The sequence below is a fragment of the Methanohalophilus sp. RSK genome (genome assembly GCF_003722075.1).
In the GTDB taxonomy this organism is placed as follows: domain Archaea; phylum Halobacteriota; class Methanosarcinia; order Methanosarcinales; family Methanosarcinaceae; genus Methanohalophilus.
In genome coordinates this window covers 81,449-101,666 of sequence record NZ_RDSK01000012.1, presented here as the reverse complement: position 1 = coordinate 101,666, position 20,218 = coordinate 81,449, and the positions used below count along the sequence as shown (strand labels likewise).

Here is a 20,218-nt window from a genome sequence, read left to right as displayed (position 1 = left end):
ACCGTGTTAGTAATATATAAATATAACTACTGTATACAGGCAGATATGAAAAAACAATTAAATCATCTCATTTCACATAGAAAGGGGTAGTAGAAAATTATGGATCATTCATCCAAAACACAGACCGAAGAAATGGCCTCTCTTGTGGAAACATGGTTGGGTAATCCTGCTACGCGTAAAATTCTCAGTAAGGTCGCTGTCGGGCCGTATAACATGCGGCGAATGGAAAGAATCCTGAAATTGTACGGGTGGGATACAGGGAATGCCCTTGGTCTGAAGGAGCGAATTGTCGGCAAAATGGTGAGGGGTGTAATTGGACAGGTTGTCAATAAAACGGGCATCACAGAGGATAATATAAAGTCCAATATGAAGGTGGGTTACTGGCGTAAAGGACTTGTCTCTACTCTGGCAGGTATAGGTTTGTGGGGCCCACAGAAGCCCTTCACTTCTTATGCACCCTTCCTGGTCGTCTGGAACTCTACCAATGCATGCAACCTTCATTGCAGACACTGTTACCAGAGTGCCATTAGCAGGCCCACACCGGACGAATTGACCACAGCTGAAAGGCTCAAAGTTGTGGACAGGTTGGCAGATGAAGGGGTTGCCTATATCTCCCTGTCAGGAGGAGAGCCTCTTATGCGGCATGATTTTTTTGAAGTGGCTGAAAGGATACGTCAGAGGAATATGGGACTGGCTCTTGCGACCAACGGTACAATGCTAACGGCTGCAGGGGCAAAGCGACTGGCAGAGCTTGGTTGTTCCTTTGTCCAGGTCTCTCTGGACGGCACTGGGCAAACCCATGATAAATTCCGTGGACTGGATGGAACCTTCGATAAGACCCTGAAGGGCATCAAAAATGCAGTGGATGCAGGCCTGAGCACTGAAGTAGCGATGACTGTTACCTCCCAGAACCTTGATGAGGTGATGGAAGTGATTGATATCACTGAATCACTGGGTGCCGGCACCTTTATGCACTACAATTTCATCCCCGCGGGAAGAGGAAAGGAGATCATGAATAAGGACCTGTCCCCTCAGCAGCGTGAATCCCTTCTTGAGAAACTGGCCACAGAAGGGGAAAAAAGAAATATCAATGTCCTTTCCACGGCTCCCCAGTTTTCACGGGTCTGCATGGGTGGGAAACATTCAATATCGTCATTGACCCATTTTGATTCGATCGGACAGGATCAACAATGGGCAGACGAAGTTGAATTTCTTGCGGAGTTTGTGGGGGGCTGCGGAGGTGGCCGCCTGTACTGCGGCCTCCAGCCAAACGGGGATATTATTCCCTGTGTGTTCCTGCCTGAAGTACTGGGAAACATCAGGTACAACAGCCTTGTGGATGTGTGGCAAAACAGTGATTTTCTTGCAAAAATGCGCCGGAGGGATGCCTTTAAAGGGCAGTGTTCTCAATGTGACTATGTGAAGGTTTGCGGGGGATGCCGAGCACGTGCATTCGGTTATTTCAATGATGTACAGGGACCTGACCCCGGCTGTGTACGGAATGCCACTAGCTGGGACGAGCTGGAAAAGAAAGTTGAGAAAGATTCTGTACATCTCCTCTGAAAACAATTGTTGTCGTTTGCCTCATCTTTATAACAAATGAAAATCTACTTGCAGGTAGGTGAACATAATCATGGCAGGTGCCCCTTCAATTGAGGAGGTTATAGAGGATTTCAATGTCCTGAAATGCATGCAGTGTGGCGTATGCAGTGGTAGCTGTCCTTCCGGCAGGCAGGCCAGTCTGAACGTCAGGCGGCTTGTACGTAAGATCGGAAGGGATCATGCGGCCATCTGCGATGAATCTCTCTGGATGTGCACGACCTGCTACAACTGTCAGGAGAGGTGTCCCAGGGGTATTGCAATTGTGGATGTCATACTCGCTGTGCGAAGTATTGCTGCCCATGAGGGGCTGATTCTGGAGCGACACAGGCATGTGGCCTATCTGCTTCAGGAACATGGCCATGCTGTCCCTATTGATGACACTCACAAAGAAAAACGCATGCAATTGGGCCTGAACTCCCTGCCTTCCACGGTCCACAGCCATCCCGATGACCTGAAAGATGTAAAGCACCTGCTTGCAAGTTGTGGTTTCGGGGAAATTACAGGGAGGAAAGAATGATGAGAATATCCCTGTTCCTGGGCTGTCTTGTGCCCAACCGCTATCCCGGAATCGAAAAAGCCACAGGTATTTGCCTTGAAACCCTGGGCATTGACTGGAAAGAGCTGGATGGGGCATCCTGCTGTCCGGCACCCGGTGTATTCCGCTCGTTCGATGAGCCCACCTGGCTGGCCCTGGCTTCCAGGAACATCACTTTGTCGGAAACGGATGACAGGGATGTCCTGACAATCTGTAACGGTTGTTATGGGTCCCTGGCGGATGCCAATCTCAAACTGAAGAACAACTCTCTTCTGAAAGAGCAGACCAACAGCCACCTGTCACAAATAGGTCGCCATTTTGACGGTACCATTGATGTACGCCATATCATCGAATTCCTGTATTCTGAAATCGGTGTGCAAAAAATAAAAGAAAAAATTGTCAGGCCCCTAGATCTGAAAGTGGCCGTCCATTACGGTTGCCATATGCTTAAACCTTCATCAAGCAGGGCTACTGCCAGCGTGGAGCATCCTTCTGTTTTTGATGAACTGGTGGAAGCGCTGGGCTGCACAAGTGTGGATTATCCCGATAAGATGGAATGCTGCGGTGCCGGTGGAGGTGTCAGGTCAGCTCTGGGTGAAACGGCTCTTGCAATCACCGAACACAAACTGGGCAAGATTGAAGATGCAGATGTAGATTGCATCGTGGAAGCGTGTCCTTTCTGTCACATGCAGTTTGATGCGGGGCAGGTGTCCCTTGCAGGCAAAGGCAGGGAATTTGGCATCCCGGTAATTCACTATTCCCAGTTGCTGGCGCTCTCACTGGGCTATTCTGCAGAGGATGTCGGCATAAATCTCAATGAAATGGATTGTTCGGATTTCTGTAATTTACTTGGTAAATAAAAAAGACTGAGTGCAGGGCACTCAGTAACTGTAGAGGGATGTATAGGTCACTTCCACATCGTCCTCGGCAGGCACATCAGAATACCGGATGTAATTATAACCCTGTTCCAGCTGTGCCTGCCTTTTTTCCTTGACAGGGGCAAAGTTGCCGGAGTAGATTGTCAGCTGGAGGCCACTATTTGAATTTTCCATAGGTGTAATTTCCATCAGGCAAATCTTATTATTTTGTATAACATTGGATTGTCCATGGACACGGAAGAAATATTCGACAGGTTGAAACCCCTTTATCTCCATGAATACTTTTCCACTGAAAGGAACCCTTTTTACATATTGATATCAACCGTTCTTTCCCAGCGCACCAGGGATGAAGTTACAGAAGTTGCTTCCAGGAGACTTTTTGAGCACTATTCTACTCCTATCCGGATGGTGGATGCAGATATAGAAAATATTGAAGCCCTTATCAGGGATGTGGGTTTTTACAGGGTGAAAGCCGGCAGGATTAAAGAGATCTCTCGGATACTTATAGATGAATATGATTCACAGGTCCCTGCTTCTATGGATGAGTTACTCAAACTGCCCGGGGTTGGAAGAAAGACCGCAAATTGTGTACTCTCTTATGCTTTTTTGGAAAAAGCAATCGCAGTGGATACTCATGTACACAGGATCTCAAACAGGTTGGGTCTTGTGGAAACCACGACCCCTGAACAGACTGAAATTGAGTTACAAAAACAGGTTCCTCTGTCTTACTGGAGAGAAGTTAACGAACTATTTGTCCAGTTTGGGAAAACGGTGTGCAAACCGCTGTCTCCGGCTTGTGAGGTTTGTGCAATAGAAGATTTGTGTGCTAAAAAAGAAAAGAAAAAGTAAAACTGGTCGTAAAATCAGACCAGTTTGTTGATTGGATGGTTTTCGTCTTCGATCTCAAGACCGAGTTCCTTGGCATTTTCTGCAAGGATGATATCGGTCATTGCGGTTGCCGGGAACACGGTGTTTGTGTTCTCGATTGGACCGAAAAGCTGGAAGTTGGACCCGAGGATTTGTGGCACGAGATTTGTACCAATATCGGAAGGCATGTAGATTGCCTTACGCTGTTCCTTGGTCTCGAACTGTTTTTTGTATGTTTTCATCCAGTCCCATGCTGAGGCCATGTTGTGGTAACCTCCGCCTACAGGCAGGCCAAAGTGGCCCTTTACAGCAATTACTGCACGAATGGATGAACCGGCACCGGCACCAAGGGGAGTTGCTGCAACATCGACAAGAGGTTTTGTGATTCCACAGTCTTTGGCGATATCAAGCATACCCTGTGTCTGACCGGATGCACCCTTTTCGAGTACTTCGATCTTACCCTTAAGGGTGGGGTCAACTGCATTGAATGCAAGTACGATGGATGCTTCAATGTCACTTCTCTTGACCGCTTCAATTTCATCTTCATGGATACTGGCGTTGACGGAGTTGTAGATTGCCCTGTCAGCAACACCAATCTCTGTAACATAATCAGCTGCTACAGCACGAACGTCTCCTGCTGAAGAATCTATCAGGAACGGAGTCTTTTCATCGTACTCAACAAACCAGTCTATGTACTTCTTGATGGCTTCCGGGGTTTCACCCACTATCTGGTTGACACAGGGGTTTCCTGTAGTTTCTGCCATCTCCAGCATGTTGTCCCAGAGTTTTTCTGCTGCTGGTCTGTCGAATTCTCCTGTATCTTCGTCAGTGACAATGTTGTGCCTGTTGTAGAACATTGACCCGACCAGGATGGTTGGGTATTGGCCAGGCTGTCCGCCGAATTTGACATTTCCGACCTCGAATACTTCCTGTTTCTTATCAAATTTGAACATGTTATTACCTCTATTTTAGAAAAGTATCGGTGATATCGAGATATAGAGCAAGAACATCAATATGCCTGCAACTGCTCCATAGAGTATTCCTATATCCCTTCCTACTTTCTTGCCTATCTTCTGTGTGATTTCACTGTTGGCAAACTCGATTTTCTCGTCGATTTCATTGAGTCTCTTGAGTATTTCGTCAAAATCGTCCGAGTCCACCACTACGGCTGGAATATTGTTGCTTGCTTGTTCGTCAGCCATCTTAAATCACCTGCCATACCAATAGTGGTAGTATGATTACCATTATCAGTGCAAAAAGAAATCCGATTGTAAAACCGACGATTCCTGCGGCTGATACACCGGAATCAAGTTTTTGACTTCTGGAAATCAGCTGGGCCCTGTAACGGATATCTTCGACCACTCGATCAATGGCGCCCATCTTTGGTTCAATGACCATTGGTACGCCTTTTCCATATTCTTCTTCCGCCATATCATTCACCTCCCGAATAATATCAGGCCAAGCAGGGACAATGTAATGGTAAGTCCGATCATTATTCCTTCAATCTTGCCTGCGTGGACACCGGCATGGAATTTATTGAACTCTCCGATCCTGGCCATTTCCCTTTCGACATCAAGGATCCTGCCACGAATTACAGAGATCTCGGATGCCATTGGTTTAAGACCACCGACTTCTTCTTCCTCTTCTGCTTCACCGCCGACTTCTATCACAAGGGGATCTGCATCAAAAGCATCTGGGTCCTTGGCTGCAAGTTCCTTTATCTTACCGGTGATAACTCCCATGTCTTCAGTACCAATAAGATCGATACATTCGACCTGTTCCTGATACCTCTGTACAGCTTCTTCAGTCAGGTTCTCTACATAGGGTATAGCACCACTGGCATTCACGATCCTGTTATCACTGACACCGTTCTTGTGCAGCATTATGAATGCTTCACCTGTTATGTGTCCCTTTACTTCAGACCCGGTTACGACCAGATATCTGATATTGGGGTTTGCAATGATATGGGATACAACTTTTTCCAGGCCCAGATTTTCTGTTTTACAGGGGCCTGCAATAGAAGCTCCTGCATCCAGCATGGGTCCTCCCTCCAGGTGTGAACCCAGGGTAATTACTGCAACACAGTTTTCCGGATCTCCTACCTCGTATTCTCCTTTGAGGATTGGCCATCCGGGTGCCGGTTCTCTCTTTTCTGCCATTTTACAATCCTCCGGTCATGCTAAGCATGTAGATCACAATTGCCAGAATTCCTGAGAATACCAGTCCTACAACGACGCCATAGAACAGGTTGCTGTAGATACCTGCACTGTATGATGTATTTTCTCTTCCCGGGAAGGAATTCAGAAGTGGCCTGTCCGGGGCGAGGGAATTCACAAGGTCATCTGCAATATTATCAAGATTATCTATTCTTTCCATTACTGGATCCATGGAATATTGAATCACATCATCCCGTTCTGCTGCAAGCAGGGATGACATTGGATCCAGTACTAAATGTACTTCAGGTGCAACATGTACCATGCTCATTCCGATTCCTCCTCTTCCTTTGGCAGGAGACCTGTTCCAACCACATCATATGCGTCCCTGACAACATACTTGTTGTACTGGCTGAAAGAAACATACCATATGGCCAGTCCGATAACGATTGTGGGGGCAGCGGATGCACCGGCTGAAACTGCAGAGACGATACCGGCCATTATCATTGCTATAGCACCTTTCTCGAATGCAGTGGAAAGGGTCCTGTCCTGTTTTTCATCGGGTCCCAGATTTGCATTGAACGGATGAAGAATTGCAATACCTCCAGCGATGAAAATCAATGCGATGTAGCCTGTAGATATTACCTCTGTCAGAACAACATCAAACATGAAAGTGCCTGTCATGGCTGTACTGAGCCCGACAATAGCCAGAGTACCTGCACCTGCGATCTCGGTCATGGACTGTTCCATTATGGGAATGCCCATTCCGATTATTCTGTTGGCAAGGGCACCGATGACCAGGCCGATAACCATTGCGGTTACGAAAGCAACTATGGGTCCGGCAATACCTCCGACTGCGAGGCCAAACATTGTTGCCACAACTCCCATACCCAGAGCGAGCATACCGATGGAAGGTACGCCTGTACCAAGTCCATAACTGGCAACTCTGCGTACTGCAGCTGCGCCCCATACGATGGCACAAATTGCACCAAGGGCGCCTATGAATGAGAAGGCCGGTCCTGCAAACTGTACCATGAAATAGCTCAGGTAAATTGCAATAAGTCCGCCTGCTGCTCCGAAAGCGATAAGTTTATTCTGGGGAATTGCCTGTGCGGCACCTCCGCCACTTCCTCCTGCAGACATTTTACAGACCTCCTATTGTAATTACACTTACAATTGCACACATAAATGTGACAATTAAAGATGTTACTACTGCTTTTGGCCACTTCTTGAACTTAGGATCATGGAATCCTTCGATAGTACCTCCTATGTTGTAGGACGGTATTACAGCGTTTACGAAGAAAATTCCCACAGCGAAAATAGCTGCAAGACCTACAAAGTCTGCTGAAGCCATGCCATTTGCAATACTCATCAGGGAATAATAAACAAGTGCACCGCCGATACCACCCAGACCTCCTCCGATGATACCACTTACAAATGATACAGTTGGAATACCGTGTCCTTCGGTACCCTGTGATACATAGATATCCTGTCTGTCCTTTGTGATTGGGTCATAATCTACCTTTGCTGAAGCGGGAGGTACTCCCACACCGTAGACGTATACAAGGTTTCCGATTATCATAGTTACGCCAATCATAATCATTGCACCGACCATGCCGGCTGCAAGGATCAGGGCCATACTGTCCGTCAGATTAAGCATTGCGCCTGCTGTTACAAGTCCTGTAAGACCTGCACCGGCAGCGAGCTGTACTGTACCTGTTCCGATACCTGTAGCCTGGGCCATTGCTGCGGGTGCACCACCCACAGGTACGAAGTGGACACTTCCGGATACGAGCACTCCTCCAAGTGTGATGAGGATCACGTATAGGAAATTGGCTGCCAGTACTCCTGCAATATCTATCATGCAGTCACCTCTTCATCTTCTTTGTACGGACCATACTGGTTACGTGCGAAAACTTCCAGTCTGCGGTTCCATAATATCAGGATAAGTATGATTGCCAGTCCGACGACTATTGATAGCCAGCCGATATTGGCACCCAGTGAAGGGTCAAATATTGTAGTAATCCAGCCGCTGAGAAATACGGTCATACCAAAAGCGAGTCCGGTTGCAGGGCCACCGAATTTGGCACAGAACCAGGAATTATCGATACCGTTTCTCAGTCCGCATTCTGCTTTCCTTACGATGTTACCGGAGTTTGCAGCATTGAGCCCGGACCCGAATTCTACATTCTGAAATTCACGCTCAGCACCATAGTGCACATCCCCTGTAGAAGAACCGATTGCTCCTACTGTGATACCCCATATGAATGCAAGCAGGGTAAGCGGGAAAGGATGTCCGAGAACAGATGTCATGAGATATGACACTACAAGGATACAAAATGTGGTAATATAGGCAAATCCCATCATAACAGGTACGTGTGAACGGACCATATCAAGATATATGGGTTGTCTGAATCTTTTCTGGCTTGCGCTCCTTCCCAAATATGCAGTTGTTGCGTAAGTGCCGTGTATACCGGCTGCAATGAGGGCTCCAACTGCGATGGCAAAGACCACTGACATACTGTAGGCGCCCATAAGCACCGATGCAGATGCACCTCCAACCGCTGCCATTAAGGCATTGGAGGGTGGTTCACCTGAAATGGCTTTGTTAAAAATCCTGTGTGGATACATCATCTGGGGTGCCAGCTGTACCTGGGAGTTCGGGTTACTCTGGGATCCTACATCAGATTCCAGATCTTCCGATGCACCGGCGATAGTTGCCGCTGCACCCATCAGTGCCAACACACCCATTCCTATGAGTGGTTCCATATCTTTTATCCTCCTTTTTTAGTTAATTGTAATAAATCCATGTATTATTGTAGAACAACTTATCGGAGTTTGTTCCGTATGTTATGAATTATAACATAGACTCATCTAAGGTGGGTTTGGATTATTTAATATAATTCATAAACCTTTCGGATTTGTCTCCCGGAATCGATTTATTTGTTCTTTTCGAGTTTGAGAATATATATGTCAGGACGGGGCTGTTTCCCCTCGCCTCTTGCAAAATCCCTGTAGCAGCGGCCGCAGAGCATTCTTGCATTGAGTGAAGCTACTTCTGCTGTGCCGGCCTGGCAAAAAGGAATGTGGGTTCGATCCCAAGCTTCAGGGTAGCATCTTCCAGGAACTTAAGGATATGTTCTTCGAATACTTCGATGTCATCGACCGTAAAGCCTCTGATATTCCCTCAGGTGTAAGCTGCTGGCCTCCCATGCAGGAATTGTTGAGGACCATATCGATCTTAACTCCCTTCTCATGGGCGTATTCGGTTTGTTCTGCTATGGATTCCAGAGTGGGTGCACTCAGGTTTGTCCTGCCGGTACCAATATAATCAGGTGAGCCCGCCATGTAGACAGAATATATTTTGGATGGATCTGCAAGCAATTCCTGCAAGCCTTCCATATGTCCCACATGCGGCACGTAGAGTTTCATCGCTAGCATTTATCCGATATTTACAATAAGTATTTTGCTATCTTTGCCTTACCAAAAGGATTATTAATCGCTTGCAGAACAGTAATCTGTATGATTGGTGCATCTTCCTTTGCAGCCCCGCTGCCCGAACTCGATGAACATGTTGATTCTGTTGAACTCTATATTCCCAGGCTTGGTGTATATAATGGGATAACACTGGACAGGGAGCGGCTCTCTTCAATCCTTGATGAATTGTCCACTTGTGATCTGGAAACATCGATCCATGCTCCTTATTTTGCCGATGTACCAACCTATCCCTCTGATCTTGTGGTTGATACGGCAGCCATGGATAAACAGGATTTCAGGCTCATGGAAGAGTCCATTGATCTTGCCACAGAGATTGGGTCCCATGCGGTTGTCATCCATCCAGGAACTTACGGAGCAGAGTATGAAAAATCTTTCAACAAAATGATTGCAAACCTGAAAGAACTGGCCGCCTTTGCTTCGGATAGGGGTGTGGTACTGGGACTTGAAAATAAGGAGAATACAGCTCCTGATAATCTCTGCTGCGGTGCAGAGGAAGTCGTAAGGGCAGTTCTTGAAGTTGATTCTCCTTCACTTGGTATCACTTTTGATGTGGGACATGCCAATCTGACCTGCAGGGGAGACTGTGGTCTGCTCAGGCATTTTGCAAGACATTTTGCAGAAAATGTCGTCCATGTGCACGTGCACGATAATTACGGGGAGTGTAAAGGTGATTATTTCGGAGATGCACACCTTGGGCCGGGTTCGGGTTGCATCGATTATACCGTACTTGAAGAATTGTCAGGATTTGGCGGAATATTCAATCTTGAGGTCTTTTCTCTGGATGATGTCATTGCGGGAAGGAATAAACTGGATGAAATATTTCCCTGAATTCACGGGATACAGGCCTTCCCTGTAGACGTTTCCTCTTATTTTTTGATCTCATGCGTGGATACCTGTGTGCAGAGTGGGATGTTTTTACCTTGTTTCATTTTCTTATGAAAAAACTATTAAAACATTACAGCAATGAGTATTATAGTGGTTGCAATACAAAGAAGGTATCAGCATGAATAGGTATGAGAAATTCAAGAAAATGGAAAACAAGACATACTCTGAAGTTAACAGGTACCTTAAATCTACAACTCATTTGACCGCGCGTGAATGGATGATTGCTCGTCTCTGTGCGGATTTCAAAAATGTATCCGACCACTCGGAAATGACCTGGATAGGGGAAAACCTGCCGGATATTGTGCCCTTTGCAGAGAGTCCGTATTCCAGGCAGGAAGTATCCAATGCCCATTCAGCCTTCAAGAAAAAAGTCAGGCGGAGTGGCACAACTTTTTTTTATGCATATTATGCAGGCCTGATAGGCCAGGAAGAAATGCTTACCATGATCCATAGTATGATAGATGATATAGGAGAACTGCTCAAGATTGAAGGGGGGAAATTATCCGAATCTCATTCTGAGGAAGTGCAGCTATTGATTGCACAAGTACTCAAAAATATCAATGAAGCAGATGGATTTGAGTACTGATATTGTTAGCTATCTGGATTACACACGTGATGCAAAATAGATGGTATTTATAATACCGGTACCATTCCCTCAATTGCCGAATATCGGTGGGCTCCTGTCAACCTCCTTTCCATTATCCTGTTTCCCGCAGTTATTTGATGGGAGCTTAAACCTTTTAATGGCAATATGTATTTATCATCCCTTTTTATAGTATAACCAATGACCCTCAGAGATTTTCTTGACAGGATCCGTACTTCCGGCAGGCTTACCGTAATCAAAGAAAAGGTGAATGCCGAGTACGAGGCACCAATGATTGCGAAAAACACCTCCGGACCGGTCCTTTTCGAAAATATTAATGGTCACCGGGCGATCATGAACGTATTGGGAAGCAGGGATGAGCTGGGAGCAATGCTTAATGTCAATAGAAGTGATATTATCCAGAGTCTTTCCGGGATACAGCCGGATGGCGAAATAAGGATTGTGGATTCTTCTCCTACACAAGAAGTTTGTGTAGAGGAAGTGGACCTCAATTCTCTTCCTATAATGACACATTTTGAGAAAGATGGTGGCCCTTATATAACGGCAGGAATAGTTGTTTCCGAATATGATGGTGTGACAAATGCCTCGATCCATCGCCTGATGGTTGTAGGGAAAAATAAACTGGCTGCGCGTCTGGTACCTCCAAGACATACATATCTTCTGCAAAAGGAGGCTGAAAACAATGGTGATCCATTGCCTGTTTCCATAGTACTGGGCCCGCATCCTGCGGTTGCTTTTGCATCCGCCACACGGGTTGGGGAAGGTAAGGAGTTTAATTATGCGGCTGCCTTGATGGGTAATCCCGTGGAACTTTTTGAATGTGACAATGGTATAAAGACCCCACATTCTGAAATTGTCATGGAAGGTTACATCTATCCCGAAGAAAGGACAGATGAAGGCCCATTTGTGGATATCACGGGTACCTATGACCTTGTACGCCAGGAGCCTGTCATAACGGTTACAAAAATATGGCATCGTAAAGACCCCATATATCACGGAATACTGCCCGCAGGTCCCGAACACCTGTTGATGATGGGTGTGCCTTATGAACCCCGTATCTACGGGGCTGTCGGAGAAGTTACAAAAGTAAAAAATGTAATTCTGACCGAAGGGGGATGTTGCTACCTTCATGCTATTGTCCAGATTGAAAAGCAGACAGAGGGGGATGCAAAAAACGCCATTATGGCAGCGTTTGCCGCCCATACCAGTCTCAAACATGTGATTGTTGTGGATGAGGATATAGATATATTTGACAGCGACGACATCGAATTTGCAATGGCAACACGTGTGAAGGCGGATTCAGATGTTATGATAATCCCCGGAGTCCGGGGAAGCTCTCTTGATCCGCGGGGTGCTCTGGACGGTACCACTACTAAAATGGGTATTGATGCCACAAAGGTGCTGGCAGAGAATGAGAAATTTGAAAGAGCAACGATGCCAAAAAACATTTACTGATCATATTTGAAGGTTTATTATATGTATCTCACACCTGAAGAAGAAAGAATAATGGCTGGAGAAAGCGGCCCTACCCTGCAAAAGGCCATGGAAATCCTGGTCGCACTGGGTGATATCTATGAGGCAGACCGCCTGATTCCCATTAAAAGTGCCCAGATTGCAGGTGTCTCCTATAAAACGATGGGTGATGCCGGTCTGGAATGGATCTCCGATCTTGAAGGCAGGGTGCAGGTACCTTCCATCCTCAACCCTGCCGGCATGGATCTTGAAAGATGGCAGGAGATGGGAGTATCCGCCGAATTCGCCGAAAAGCAGCAGGAGATCATCGAAGCATACAGGAATCTGGGTATAGAGGTCCAGTGTACATGCACACCGTATTACCTGCAAAGTTTCTCGGCAACTTACGGTGATCATCTTGCCTGGAGTGAATCCTCGGCTGTATCCTACGCCAACTCCGTTATCGGGGCCCGTACCAACCGTGAAGGTGGTCCTTCTGCTCTTTGTGCAGCTCTTTTGGGTAAAACTGCAAACTATGGCTATCATCTGGATGAAAACAGGGTACCTGAACTTATGATATCCGTGGACTGTGAACTGGAGCCTTCAGATTATGCAGTCCTGGGCTATATCGCAGGCAAAGCAGCAGGTAAACGTGTGCCCCTGTTCAGGATGCAATCTACACCCCACAGGGACCAGCTCAAAGCACTGGGTGCTGCAATGGCTGCATCAGGTGCGGTAGCCCTCTATCATGTGGAAGGCGTCACTCCTGAAAGCTGCAGGAAAGATTTCGAGTTGCCTGAGGAGCAATTGACGATTGAAAGAAGCCAGATAGATGAAGTTTATGAAACAGTATCAGGTGATGGAATTACAGAATGTGACAGCGCTGCTGTGGGTTGTCCTCACTGTTCACCGGAAGAACTGGAAGATGTTGCTGCAAAGCTTGAAGGTAAGGTCGTGGACAACAATGTCTGGATATTTACTTCCAGGGAAGTTGCTGCGTCCAATCCCAAGCTTGTAGAAAGTATCGAGAAAAGTGGTGCAAAGGTTCTCTGTGACACATGTATGGTAGTCTCCCCTGCAACCGATAAGTTCTCTCACATGGCAGTAAATTCCGGAAAAGCCTATGCATACCTGCCGGGAATGTGCAAGGTGGCCGCAACAATCGCCAATATTGAAAAATGCATGGAAAAAGGGGGTGGAGCCCATTCGGATTAAAGGCAGGGGTATCTCAAAAGGAAGTACTGGCGGTGAAGTATTGCTTTCAGAAGACCCCATATCATTTCTGGGCAACGTAGACCCGCAAACAGGTAAGATCGTTGATCCAGAGCATTGTCTTTTCGGGAAAAATATAGCTGGCAAGGTATTGATATTTCCTCATGGGAAAGGTTCGACAGTGGGTTCCTATGTAATATACCAGCTTTTCAAAAATGGTGTTGCTCCGGTTGCAATGGTAAACCTGGAATGTGAACCAATAGTAGCTGTGGGAGCGATCATATCCGAAATCCCTCTGGTTGACAGCCTGGAAAGTAATCCATTTGAGATGCTGAAGGATGGTATGAAAGTTAGCATAAACGGAAATGAAGGCTGGCTGGAAACAAAGGATTAAGATGGGCTTAAAACGGAAACCTTCAGTAGACCCTCAGGTCAAACAGCTTATTGACTGGATGTATCTTCAGGTAAGTCCTTTTTTCAGGGTATATGAGGTGAACTACCATGCTGGATCGGTCTATTTCTATGGAATGCCACGGGTTAGCCGCAAGATTATACAGGAATCCCTCACAGTTCAGTTTGCCTCCAGAGGTTACAACCTTGCTATTGAATCTAAGTTAGGTGAAGAGGTAATTGCAGCGGTTCCTTTCAAACAAGGAAAAGACAGAGTATGGATAAACGCTGTGCTGGCAATAGCCACTTTTTTCACAACCATGTTTGCAGGTGCAAGCATGTTTGGGGCGGATGTAATTGCAGATCCGCTCTCTGCTTTTGAAGGTTTGCCTTTTACTATCGCTATAATGGGTGTGTTGGGCTCACATGAGATGGGACACTACCTCGCAGCTCGCAGGCACGGCATGCAAACTTCCCTGCCCTATTTCATTCCTTTTCCCTCCATAATCGGAACAATGGGGGCGGTTATCAAGCACAAGGGAATGATACCGGACAGGATATCCTTGTTTGATGTGGCAGTTTCAGGCCCCCTTGTAGGGCTTGTGGCCTCAGTAATTGTTACGATCATAGGTTTGATGCAACCTCCTGTGGAGTTCTCTCAGGCACCCGGCACCCTTATGATAGACTTGCAGATGCCTCCCCTATTTGCCTTCCTGCAATGGTTAATGGGTTCCAGTGGCCAAACCATTCACCCTGTGGCTTTTGCCGGCTGGGTGGGAATGTTTGTCACCTTGCTCAACCTCCTACCTTCGGGTCAGCTGGACGGGGGGCATGCCATGCGTGCAATGCTTGGTGAAAAAGCGAAATACATTTCTTCAGCAATGCCGGTTCTACTCGGATTGATAGCCATTTATATAGGTACTGTAATGGGTCAAAATGCCGGAATCTGGTTTTTCTGGGCGATTTTACTCTTCCTTTTTGCTGCCGCAGGCCATCCCCGGCCAATGGAAGACAGGCACGAACTTGGCGGCAAAAGGATGCTGCTGGGAATAGTTACTTTCGTGCTGGGCCTGTTGTGTTTCACACCGGTTCCTTTTACTATAGTTACTGTATAAGGAAGTGAATTGAGTGGATATAAATCTCCGATGGCATCGAAAGAACTCATACAGTCTGGCGACCCTTTATCCCTTGCTTGAAAATGCTGGTTTTGCCCGGCATCCGGTTGACGGCATAATGGTGTACAGTTTTTCTACCGCACAAAAAAGAAGCATATTTACGGAAGTATCTTCTTCAAAAACCGATTCTGTCTATATAGCAGGAGGGCCGCACCCGTCAGGCTCAGTGGAAGAAACTCTTGGGTTTTTTGATTATGTGGTAATCGGGGAAGGAGAAGAAACCCTGCCACAACTTGTGGATACCCTGCAGATGGGGGGAGATGTTTCAAAAGTAGCCGGGATTGCCTACAAAAAAGGCGGTAGTATTGTGTACACGCCCTCCCGGCAACCGGTAAATCTTGATGATTATCCCTGTTTTGACTGTGATGGCCCCCGGTCACCAATAGAAATCAGCAGGGGATGTCCCTGGAATTGTAAATATTGCCAGACTCCCAGGCTTTTCGGTCACAAGATGCGTCATCGAAGTATTGATTCCATTGTTCGTTATGCATGCTGTTACAATGACCTGAGATTCACCTCTTCAAATGCTTTTGCCTACGGAGGTGACGGGATTCATCCAAGGCTGGATAAAGTTGAGAAATTACTTGCCTCCCTTGCAGAACTTGAGGGAAAGACTATTTATTTTGGCACTTTCCCCTCGGAAGTGCGTCCTGAATTCGTTACAGAGGATGCGCTGGAACTGGTGGATAAATACTGCACAAACAAAAGTATAAGTCTGGGTGGCCAATCAGGCAGTGATAGCATCCTCAGGCAAATTCGCAGGGGACATAACAGTGAAGATATTTTTAATGCCGTTGAGCTTTGTGTGGACAAAAACATAGTGCCGATGGTGGATTTCATATTCGGTTTTCCCGGTGAAAACGAAGAGGACCAGCGAATCACCCTGGATATGATCAACTGGATAATCAGTAAAGGGGGCAAGGTGCGAGCTCATTACCTGACCCCACTGCCTTCGACACCTTATGAAAATATAGTTCCTGCACCGATTGAACCGGATGTAAATAAACTTCTGGGTAAACTGGCACTGGATGGGAAATTGACAGGAAAGTGGGCTTAACTTTTATCTGCAAGATGATGAGTATGAAATTGTCCGCAGTGGTACACGTTAACGACAATTTCTTTCCCTGAATTGTATTTTTTCATCTGTCTTTCGTACTGTCTCTGGGAAGGTTTAAGCTTGTTTTCCCTGAAGTAGGAGAGCAAGGTAGTAAGGAAATCTATTCGGTGCTGCAGGAAGCCGGTTTCATATTCACCCACATCTTTTGCCATTTGCATGGCATCCTTCTCAGTCATTTCACAGTGATAGTAACCGTGCTCGTTCAGGCCTGCCACATGTCTCCACAGGAGCTTGCCCCTCCTGTCGGGTTCGCGATTGAGCATATACGGATATATGCTGCATATTGAGGGCCTCTGTTTGTATATGGTACACAGCCCATCTTCTCCCAGGAAAGCACAGGTCCCGTCATCCTTGTAGGTCAGGGCATATCCCTGTACATAGAAATTGCCCTTGTTATCACAGTAATCGAAATAAGGCGCAGGTGTAATTTTTGAAGGATCGACCCTCTCGATTCTCTCAACATCCTTCTCCAGCAGGAAAACATGATCATTGTAGTCGCGGGTGCAACAGCGTGTGCACCTGCTGCATTCAAAACCCACATCTTTGATTATATCAACCAGTTCTTCAAAAGGATATGCCTCTACAGCAGAAAGGTCCGATCTGGCCTGTGCGAGCTCTTTACTTATCAATGCTATCTGCATCACCTGAAACTAACCGCGCAGGCATAGTATTTAAGAATATTTTCAACGGACCACGTATACAGGTTTTTTGGAATTGCGTATGACTTTCTCCGCAACGCCGCCAAGCAGGAATTTTTTGGTACTCTGCCGACCTTTGGAACCAATGACGATCATATCGACATTCTTTCGTTCAGCAAAATCCATAATCTTATCTGACGGGTATCCTTCCAGCATTTTTGTCTCGCAGGACAAACCCTTATCTTTCGCAATAGCCATTGCCTTCCTGAATGCATCTTTGCCCATCTCCTCCAGCACCCGGCGAGAAGGACTCCAGGAATCAGGATTTGGCAGAAGGGATGAACCGGGATGTACCACATAAACAATGTAAACACGACTATCCAAACCCTTTGCAATTTCCATCCCTGCTTCAAGCACCTGTTCCGAATAACCGGAACCGTCAATGGAAATAAGCATCTTGTTGTAACTCATTATCTAATCCCCCTTACAGTAAACTACTACAGTATTTTTTATATAGCTGTCGTGCTCACTTTTGTTCCCTGAGTTTTTCGGCAATACGCCTTGCAAGTGCTTTTCCGATTCCCTCAACTCCTGCGATCTCTTTTTCATCAGCCTGCCTGACCTTTTCCACAGAACCGAAATATTGCAGAAGTTCTTTCTTTTTCTTTTCCCCGATTCCTTCAATCCCATCCAGTTCGGAATGGGAAAGTCTTGCTGACCTTCTTTTCCTGTGGGAAGCCACTGCAAACCTGTGTGCTTCGTCCCTTACCTGCATGAGTATTTTTAGTGCAGGGGATTTTTTTGGCAGAATCAGCAGTTTACGGGGATGTGTGTCTGGAAAAATTATATGCTCAAATTTTTTGGCAAGGCCGATTATCGGTATATTCATCTGCAGTTTTTGTAATTCCCGGCTTGCGGCGTTGATCTGGCCTTCTCCTCCGTCTATAAGTATGAGGTCCGGCATGGCTTGTTTATTTTCTTTCATGCGGGAGTATCGCCTGTCGACAGCTTCGGCCATCATGGCAAAATCATCAATTCCTTCAACACTTTTGATATTGTAATGCCTGTAATCCGCTTTTGAAGGTGTACCATTTTTGAAAACCACCATCGAAGCTACCGGATCGGTTCCTGATATATTGGATATGTCAAAACCTTCTATATGTCGGGGCAGGGTACCAATTCCCAGTTTTTCCTGCAGCGTCCCGAGCCCTTTCAATGTCCCTTCCTTTTTTGCTTTCTCCGTGTTTGCCCGCTCCCCGGCCATTGTGGCATTTTTCATCGCCATATCAAAGAGTTTTTTCTTTTCTCCTATTTTGGGAATGTTCAGGGTAACTTTCCTGCCAGCCTTTTCAGACAGCCATTTCAGGATTACTTCTTCCTCCGGAGGCATTTCCGGTACAACAATTTCGGGAGGTACAGGGGAATCCTGATAGTATTGCTTAATGAATTCGGCAATAATTTCAGAGGACGTACTTTTCCCCCGGTTCAGTTCAAAATCCGCCCGTCCCACCATGCTGCCGTTTCTCACGTAGAAGAGCTGCACATAAATGTCCTTCTCATCCACATGCAACCCGATAACATCCCTGTCATCGACCCCTGCGGTTGTCCTTTGCTGTTTTGCAAGTTCTTTTAAACCTTCAATCTGGTCCCGGATAACCGAAGCTGCCTCATATCGCTGCTTTTCTGCGTATTCCTGCATTTGCTGTCTGAGTTTGCCCAGCAGGTCACCGGTGTCCCCCCTGAGGTACTTTACTGCCGCTTTCACATTATCCCTGTATTCTTCCGCATCAACATCTCCTGTACAGGGTCCCATGCAACGATTTATATGATAGTTCAGGCAGGGCCTTTTCTTCTGTGTGGGATTGCCGTGACACCTGCGGATTTTGAATATCTGGGATATCAGGTCAAGGGTAGTGCGCACCGGCTTTACACTGGTGTATGGTCCAAAATAGACAGCATCATCCATTAACCTGCGTCTGACCAGGTATATGCGCGGGTATCTGGAATTGATGGTTACCTTCACATAGGGATACCGTTTATCGTCTTTCAGACTGATATTGTACCGGGGCCTGTTCTTTTTGATCAGGTTGGCTTCCAGGATAAGGGCTTCAACTTCTGTGGATGTAACTATGTATTCGATATCCCTGATCTTGCTAACAAGGACCTTTGTTTTTGGACTCTTGTTTTTGTCAGCCTGGAAGTACTGGCTGACCCTTTTCTTCAGGTCCCTGGCTTTACCGATGTAGATAATGGTATCATTTGCGTCCTTCATCAGGTATACGCCGGGCATGTGGGGAAAATCCGATATGTCCGGATGTCCCGGCACAACATTTTCACTCATTTCTGTGGTGTACACCCCTGAAAGCAGTGTTCAACGAACCTGTCATATGTAATCTCCAGGATAGTTTCCAGATTCACTATATCTTCTCGGTTGTATTCAAGAAGCAAATCCAGGGCTTCCTCATTTCCCTTTTCATATTCCTTCCACAGGCGCACGGCTTCAAAACCGTCCATACCTTCAGTTTCTTCGGAGCGGTTGATTCCCAGCATATGCTCTATATTTTTGAGTCCGCCTTTCAACCCTATTCTCCTTAAAGGGTACATAAGATCGGTATGCATTTGTTCCATTGTGATCTGTGGAAACTCTCGCTGTATGAAAGGCAGGTCAAAACGCGCACCATTGAAAGTCACCAGGAAATCGTATTGTTCCATCTCCTGTACTATTTCTTCCAGATTTATGCCCCGCACGAAACTTTTCACATCTTTTCCATCATAAACCCCGATGACAGTTATTTTAGAGGATGAAGGTGAAAGCCCTGTGGTTTCAATATCTACGTAGGCTACAGAGTCCGAAAAATTACGGAATCCTCTCCAGTGTTCGGCTGTAGGTATCGATTTTGCAAAATAAGGAATATCGCGTATCTCAAGTTTTTCGATGGAGTTTTCAATTTCCATTGCAATTTTATCTTTTTTGGAACCCGGGAGGCTTATTGCGCTTTTATTCTGCAGGAAATCATTCCATGTGGTAATTCCACCGGACCATATCTTCCTCTCGGTTCCTTTCCCGATGCCCGGGATATGAATATAAGTACTTGTAAGCATTAATGTCACCAATATTTTATATGATGGATTCAGCTCATGTAATTAAATTTGCCAGAATATATATCATTTAAGAAAATGTATTTATATATATGACCAACGTAAATTCTTAT

Annotated in this window: 25 protein-coding genes and 1 pseudogene; 11 read left to right on the top strand and 15 right to left on the bottom strand. The window is 46.2% G+C overall.

Going from position 1 to position 20,218, the window contains the following annotated elements; all coding sequences use genetic code 11:
* Window positions 1-99: 99 nt before the first annotated feature.
* The 3 genes from EFE42_RS05180 to hdrB all read left to right on the top strand — a co-directional run bounded on the left by EFE42_RS05180 (window position 100) and on the right by hdrB (window position 2,997).
* Window positions 100-1,563 (top strand): radical SAM/SPASM domain-containing protein, encoded by a 1,464-nt coding sequence (locus EFE42_RS05180; protein WP_123136244.1) that lies wholly within the window; start codon window positions 100-102, stop codon window positions 1,561-1,563.
* A 70-nt stretch (window positions 1,564-1,633) separates the two neighbouring features.
* On the top strand, window positions 1,634-2,119 hold the full coding sequence (gene hdrC, locus EFE42_RS05175; RefSeq protein WP_123136243.1) for a CoB--CoM heterodisulfide reductase subunit C: 486 nt from the start codon (window positions 1,634-1,636) through the stop codon (window positions 2,117-2,119).
* On the top strand, window positions 2,116-2,997 hold the full coding sequence (gene hdrB / locus EFE42_RS05170; RefSeq protein ID WP_123136242.1) for a CoB--CoM heterodisulfide reductase subunit B: 882 nt from the start codon (window positions 2,116-2,118) through the stop codon (window positions 2,995-2,997). Before hdrC ends, hdrB begins: the two co-directional genes overlap by 4 nt.
* Window positions 2,998-3,018: 21 nt before the next feature.
* Here hdrB and EFE42_RS10620 read toward each other — a convergent pair whose 3' ends face one another.
* Window positions 3,019-3,189, bottom strand: a complete 171-nt coding sequence (locus EFE42_RS10620; protein ID WP_199724089.1) for a hypothetical protein — start codon at window positions 3,187-3,189, stop codon at window positions 3,019-3,021.
* A gap of 54 nt (window positions 3,190-3,243) precedes the next feature.
* Here EFE42_RS10620 and nth point away from each other — a divergent pair, with 54 nt between their 5' ends.
* A complete protein-coding gene (nth, locus tag EFE42_RS05160; protein WP_123136240.1) occupies window positions 3,244-3,864 on the top strand; it encodes an endonuclease III in 621 nt (206 codons plus the stop codon).
* Between the two features lie 14 nt (window positions 3,865-3,878).
* Here the strand turns inward: nth and mtrH are convergent, their stop codons facing one another.
* The 10 genes and pseudogenes from mtrH to EFE42_RS05115 form a co-directional block, all read right to left on the bottom strand.
* Window positions 3,879-4,835, bottom strand: coding sequence for a tetrahydromethanopterin S-methyltransferase subunit H (gene mtrH, locus EFE42_RS05155; RefSeq protein WP_123136239.1), 957 nt, complete (start codon window positions 4,833-4,835; stop codon window positions 3,879-3,881).
* 15 nt (window positions 4,836-4,850) lie between these two features.
* Entirely contained in the window at window positions 4,851-5,084 is a 234-nt protein-coding gene (gene mtrG / locus EFE42_RS05150; protein ID WP_123136238.1) for a tetrahydromethanopterin S-methyltransferase subunit MtrG, read from the bottom strand.
* Window position 5,085: 1 nt separating this feature from the next.
* Window positions 5,086-5,313: a tetrahydromethanopterin S-methyltransferase subunit F gene (locus EFE42_RS05145; RefSeq protein ID WP_013038218.1), complete on the bottom strand. Its 228-nt coding sequence runs from the start codon at window positions 5,311-5,313 to the stop codon at window positions 5,086-5,088.
* A gap of 5 nt (window positions 5,314-5,318) precedes the next feature.
* Entirely contained in the window at window positions 5,319-6,041 is a 723-nt protein-coding gene (gene mtrA, locus EFE42_RS05140; protein ID WP_123136237.1) for a tetrahydromethanopterin S-methyltransferase subunit A, read from the bottom strand.
* 1 nt (window position 6,042) lies between these two features.
* A complete protein-coding gene (locus EFE42_RS05135; protein WP_123136236.1) occupies window positions 6,043-6,366 on the bottom strand; it encodes a tetrahydromethanopterin S-methyltransferase subunit B in 324 nt (107 codons plus the stop codon).
* The gene (mtrC, locus tag EFE42_RS05130) at window positions 6,363-7,178 is read right to left on the bottom strand and encodes a tetrahydromethanopterin S-methyltransferase subunit MtrC (RefSeq protein WP_123136235.1); all 816 of its coding nucleotides are present in this window, start codon (window positions 7,176-7,178) and stop codon (window positions 6,363-6,365) included. The genes EFE42_RS05135 and mtrC overlap by 4 nt, the downstream gene beginning before the upstream one ends.
* 1 nt (window position 7,179) lies before the next feature.
* A complete protein-coding gene (gene mtrD, locus EFE42_RS05125; RefSeq protein WP_370448668.1) occupies window positions 7,180-7,890 on the bottom strand; it encodes a tetrahydromethanopterin S-methyltransferase subunit D in 711 nt (236 codons plus the stop codon).
* 5 nt (window positions 7,891-7,895) lie between these two features.
* Window positions 7,896-8,804, bottom strand: a complete 909-nt coding sequence (mtrE, locus tag EFE42_RS05120; protein WP_123136233.1) for a tetrahydromethanopterin S-methyltransferase subunit E — start codon at window positions 8,802-8,804, stop codon at window positions 7,896-7,898.
* 170 nt (window positions 8,805-8,974) lie between these two features.
* Window positions 8,975-9,159 (bottom strand): annotated as a pseudogene (locus tag EFE42_RS10490) (DUF5402 family protein).
* The gene (locus EFE42_RS05115) at window positions 9,141-9,467 is read right to left on the bottom strand and encodes a hypothetical protein (RefSeq protein WP_233564729.1); all 327 of its coding nucleotides are present in this window, start codon (window positions 9,465-9,467) and stop codon (window positions 9,141-9,143) included. Before EFE42_RS05115 ends, EFE42_RS10490 begins: the two are co-directional and overlap by 19 nt.
* Window positions 9,468-9,557: 90 nt before the next feature.
* Here EFE42_RS05115 and EFE42_RS05110 point away from each other — a divergent pair, with 90 nt between their 5' ends.
* The 7 genes from EFE42_RS05110 (at window position 9,558) to EFE42_RS05080 (ending at window position 16,308) form a co-directional block, all read left to right on the top strand.
* Complete coding sequence (locus tag EFE42_RS05110) at window positions 9,558-10,361, top strand: sugar phosphate isomerase/epimerase family protein (RefSeq protein WP_123136232.1); 804 nt, start codon at window positions 9,558-9,560, stop codon at window positions 10,359-10,361.
* 175 nt (window positions 10,362-10,536) lie between these two features.
* Window positions 10,537-11,004 carry a DUF5806 family protein gene (locus EFE42_RS05105; RefSeq protein ID WP_123136231.1) on the top strand — a complete coding sequence of 156 codons (468 nt, stop codon included), beginning with the start codon at window positions 10,537-10,539 and terminating at the stop codon, window positions 11,002-11,004.
* Window positions 11,005-11,202: 198 nt separating this feature from the next.
* Complete coding sequence (locus EFE42_RS05100) at window positions 11,203-12,477, top strand: UbiD family decarboxylase (protein ID WP_123136230.1); 1,275 nt, start codon at window positions 11,203-11,205, stop codon at window positions 12,475-12,477.
* Window positions 12,478-12,498: 21 nt separating this feature from the next.
* Window positions 12,499-13,689: an aconitase X catalytic domain-containing protein gene (locus EFE42_RS05095; RefSeq protein WP_123136229.1), complete on the top strand. Its 1,191-nt coding sequence runs from the start codon at window positions 12,499-12,501 to the stop codon at window positions 13,687-13,689.
* Window positions 13,670-14,080: a DUF126 domain-containing protein gene (locus EFE42_RS05090; protein ID WP_123136390.1), complete on the top strand. Its 411-nt coding sequence runs from the start codon at window positions 13,670-13,672 to the stop codon at window positions 14,078-14,080. Before EFE42_RS05095 ends, EFE42_RS05090 begins: the two co-directional genes overlap by 20 nt.
* Window position 14,081: 1 nt before the next feature.
* Window positions 14,082-15,191 (top strand): site-2 protease family protein, encoded by a 1,110-nt coding sequence (locus EFE42_RS05085; protein WP_123136228.1) that lies wholly within the window; start codon window positions 14,082-14,084, stop codon window positions 15,189-15,191.
* 13 nt (window positions 15,192-15,204) lie between these two features.
* Window positions 15,205-16,308: a TIGR04013 family B12-binding domain/radical SAM domain-containing protein gene (locus EFE42_RS05080; RefSeq protein WP_123136227.1), complete on the top strand. Its 1,104-nt coding sequence runs from the start codon at window positions 15,205-15,207 to the stop codon at window positions 16,306-16,308.
* Here the strand turns inward: EFE42_RS05080 and EFE42_RS05075 are convergent.
* The 4 genes from EFE42_RS05075 to EFE42_RS05060 are packed head-to-tail and all read right to left on the bottom strand — an operon-like array spanning window position 16,305 to window position 20,108.
* Complete coding sequence (locus tag EFE42_RS05075; RefSeq protein ID WP_123136226.1) at window positions 16,305-17,009, bottom strand: YkgJ family cysteine cluster protein; 705 nt, start codon at window positions 17,007-17,009, stop codon at window positions 16,305-16,307. The two genes, EFE42_RS05080 and EFE42_RS05075, sit on opposite strands and share 4 nt — an antisense overlap.
* A 42-nt stretch (window positions 17,010-17,051) precedes the next feature.
* Window positions 17,052-17,477, bottom strand: coding sequence for a universal stress protein (locus EFE42_RS05070; RefSeq protein WP_123136225.1), 426 nt, complete (start codon window positions 17,475-17,477; stop codon window positions 17,052-17,054).
* A gap of 55 nt (window positions 17,478-17,532) precedes the next feature.
* The gene (gene uvrC, locus EFE42_RS05065) at window positions 17,533-19,347 is read right to left on the bottom strand and encodes an excinuclease ABC subunit UvrC (RefSeq protein ID WP_123136224.1); all 1,815 of its coding nucleotides are present in this window, start codon (window positions 19,345-19,347) and stop codon (window positions 17,533-17,535) included.
* Complete coding sequence (locus EFE42_RS05060) at window positions 19,344-20,108, bottom strand: ribonuclease H-like domain-containing protein (protein ID WP_123136223.1); 765 nt, start codon at window positions 20,106-20,108, stop codon at window positions 19,344-19,346. The genes uvrC and EFE42_RS05060 overlap by 4 nt, the downstream gene beginning before the upstream one ends.
* Window positions 20,109-20,218: the final 110 nt, after the last annotated feature.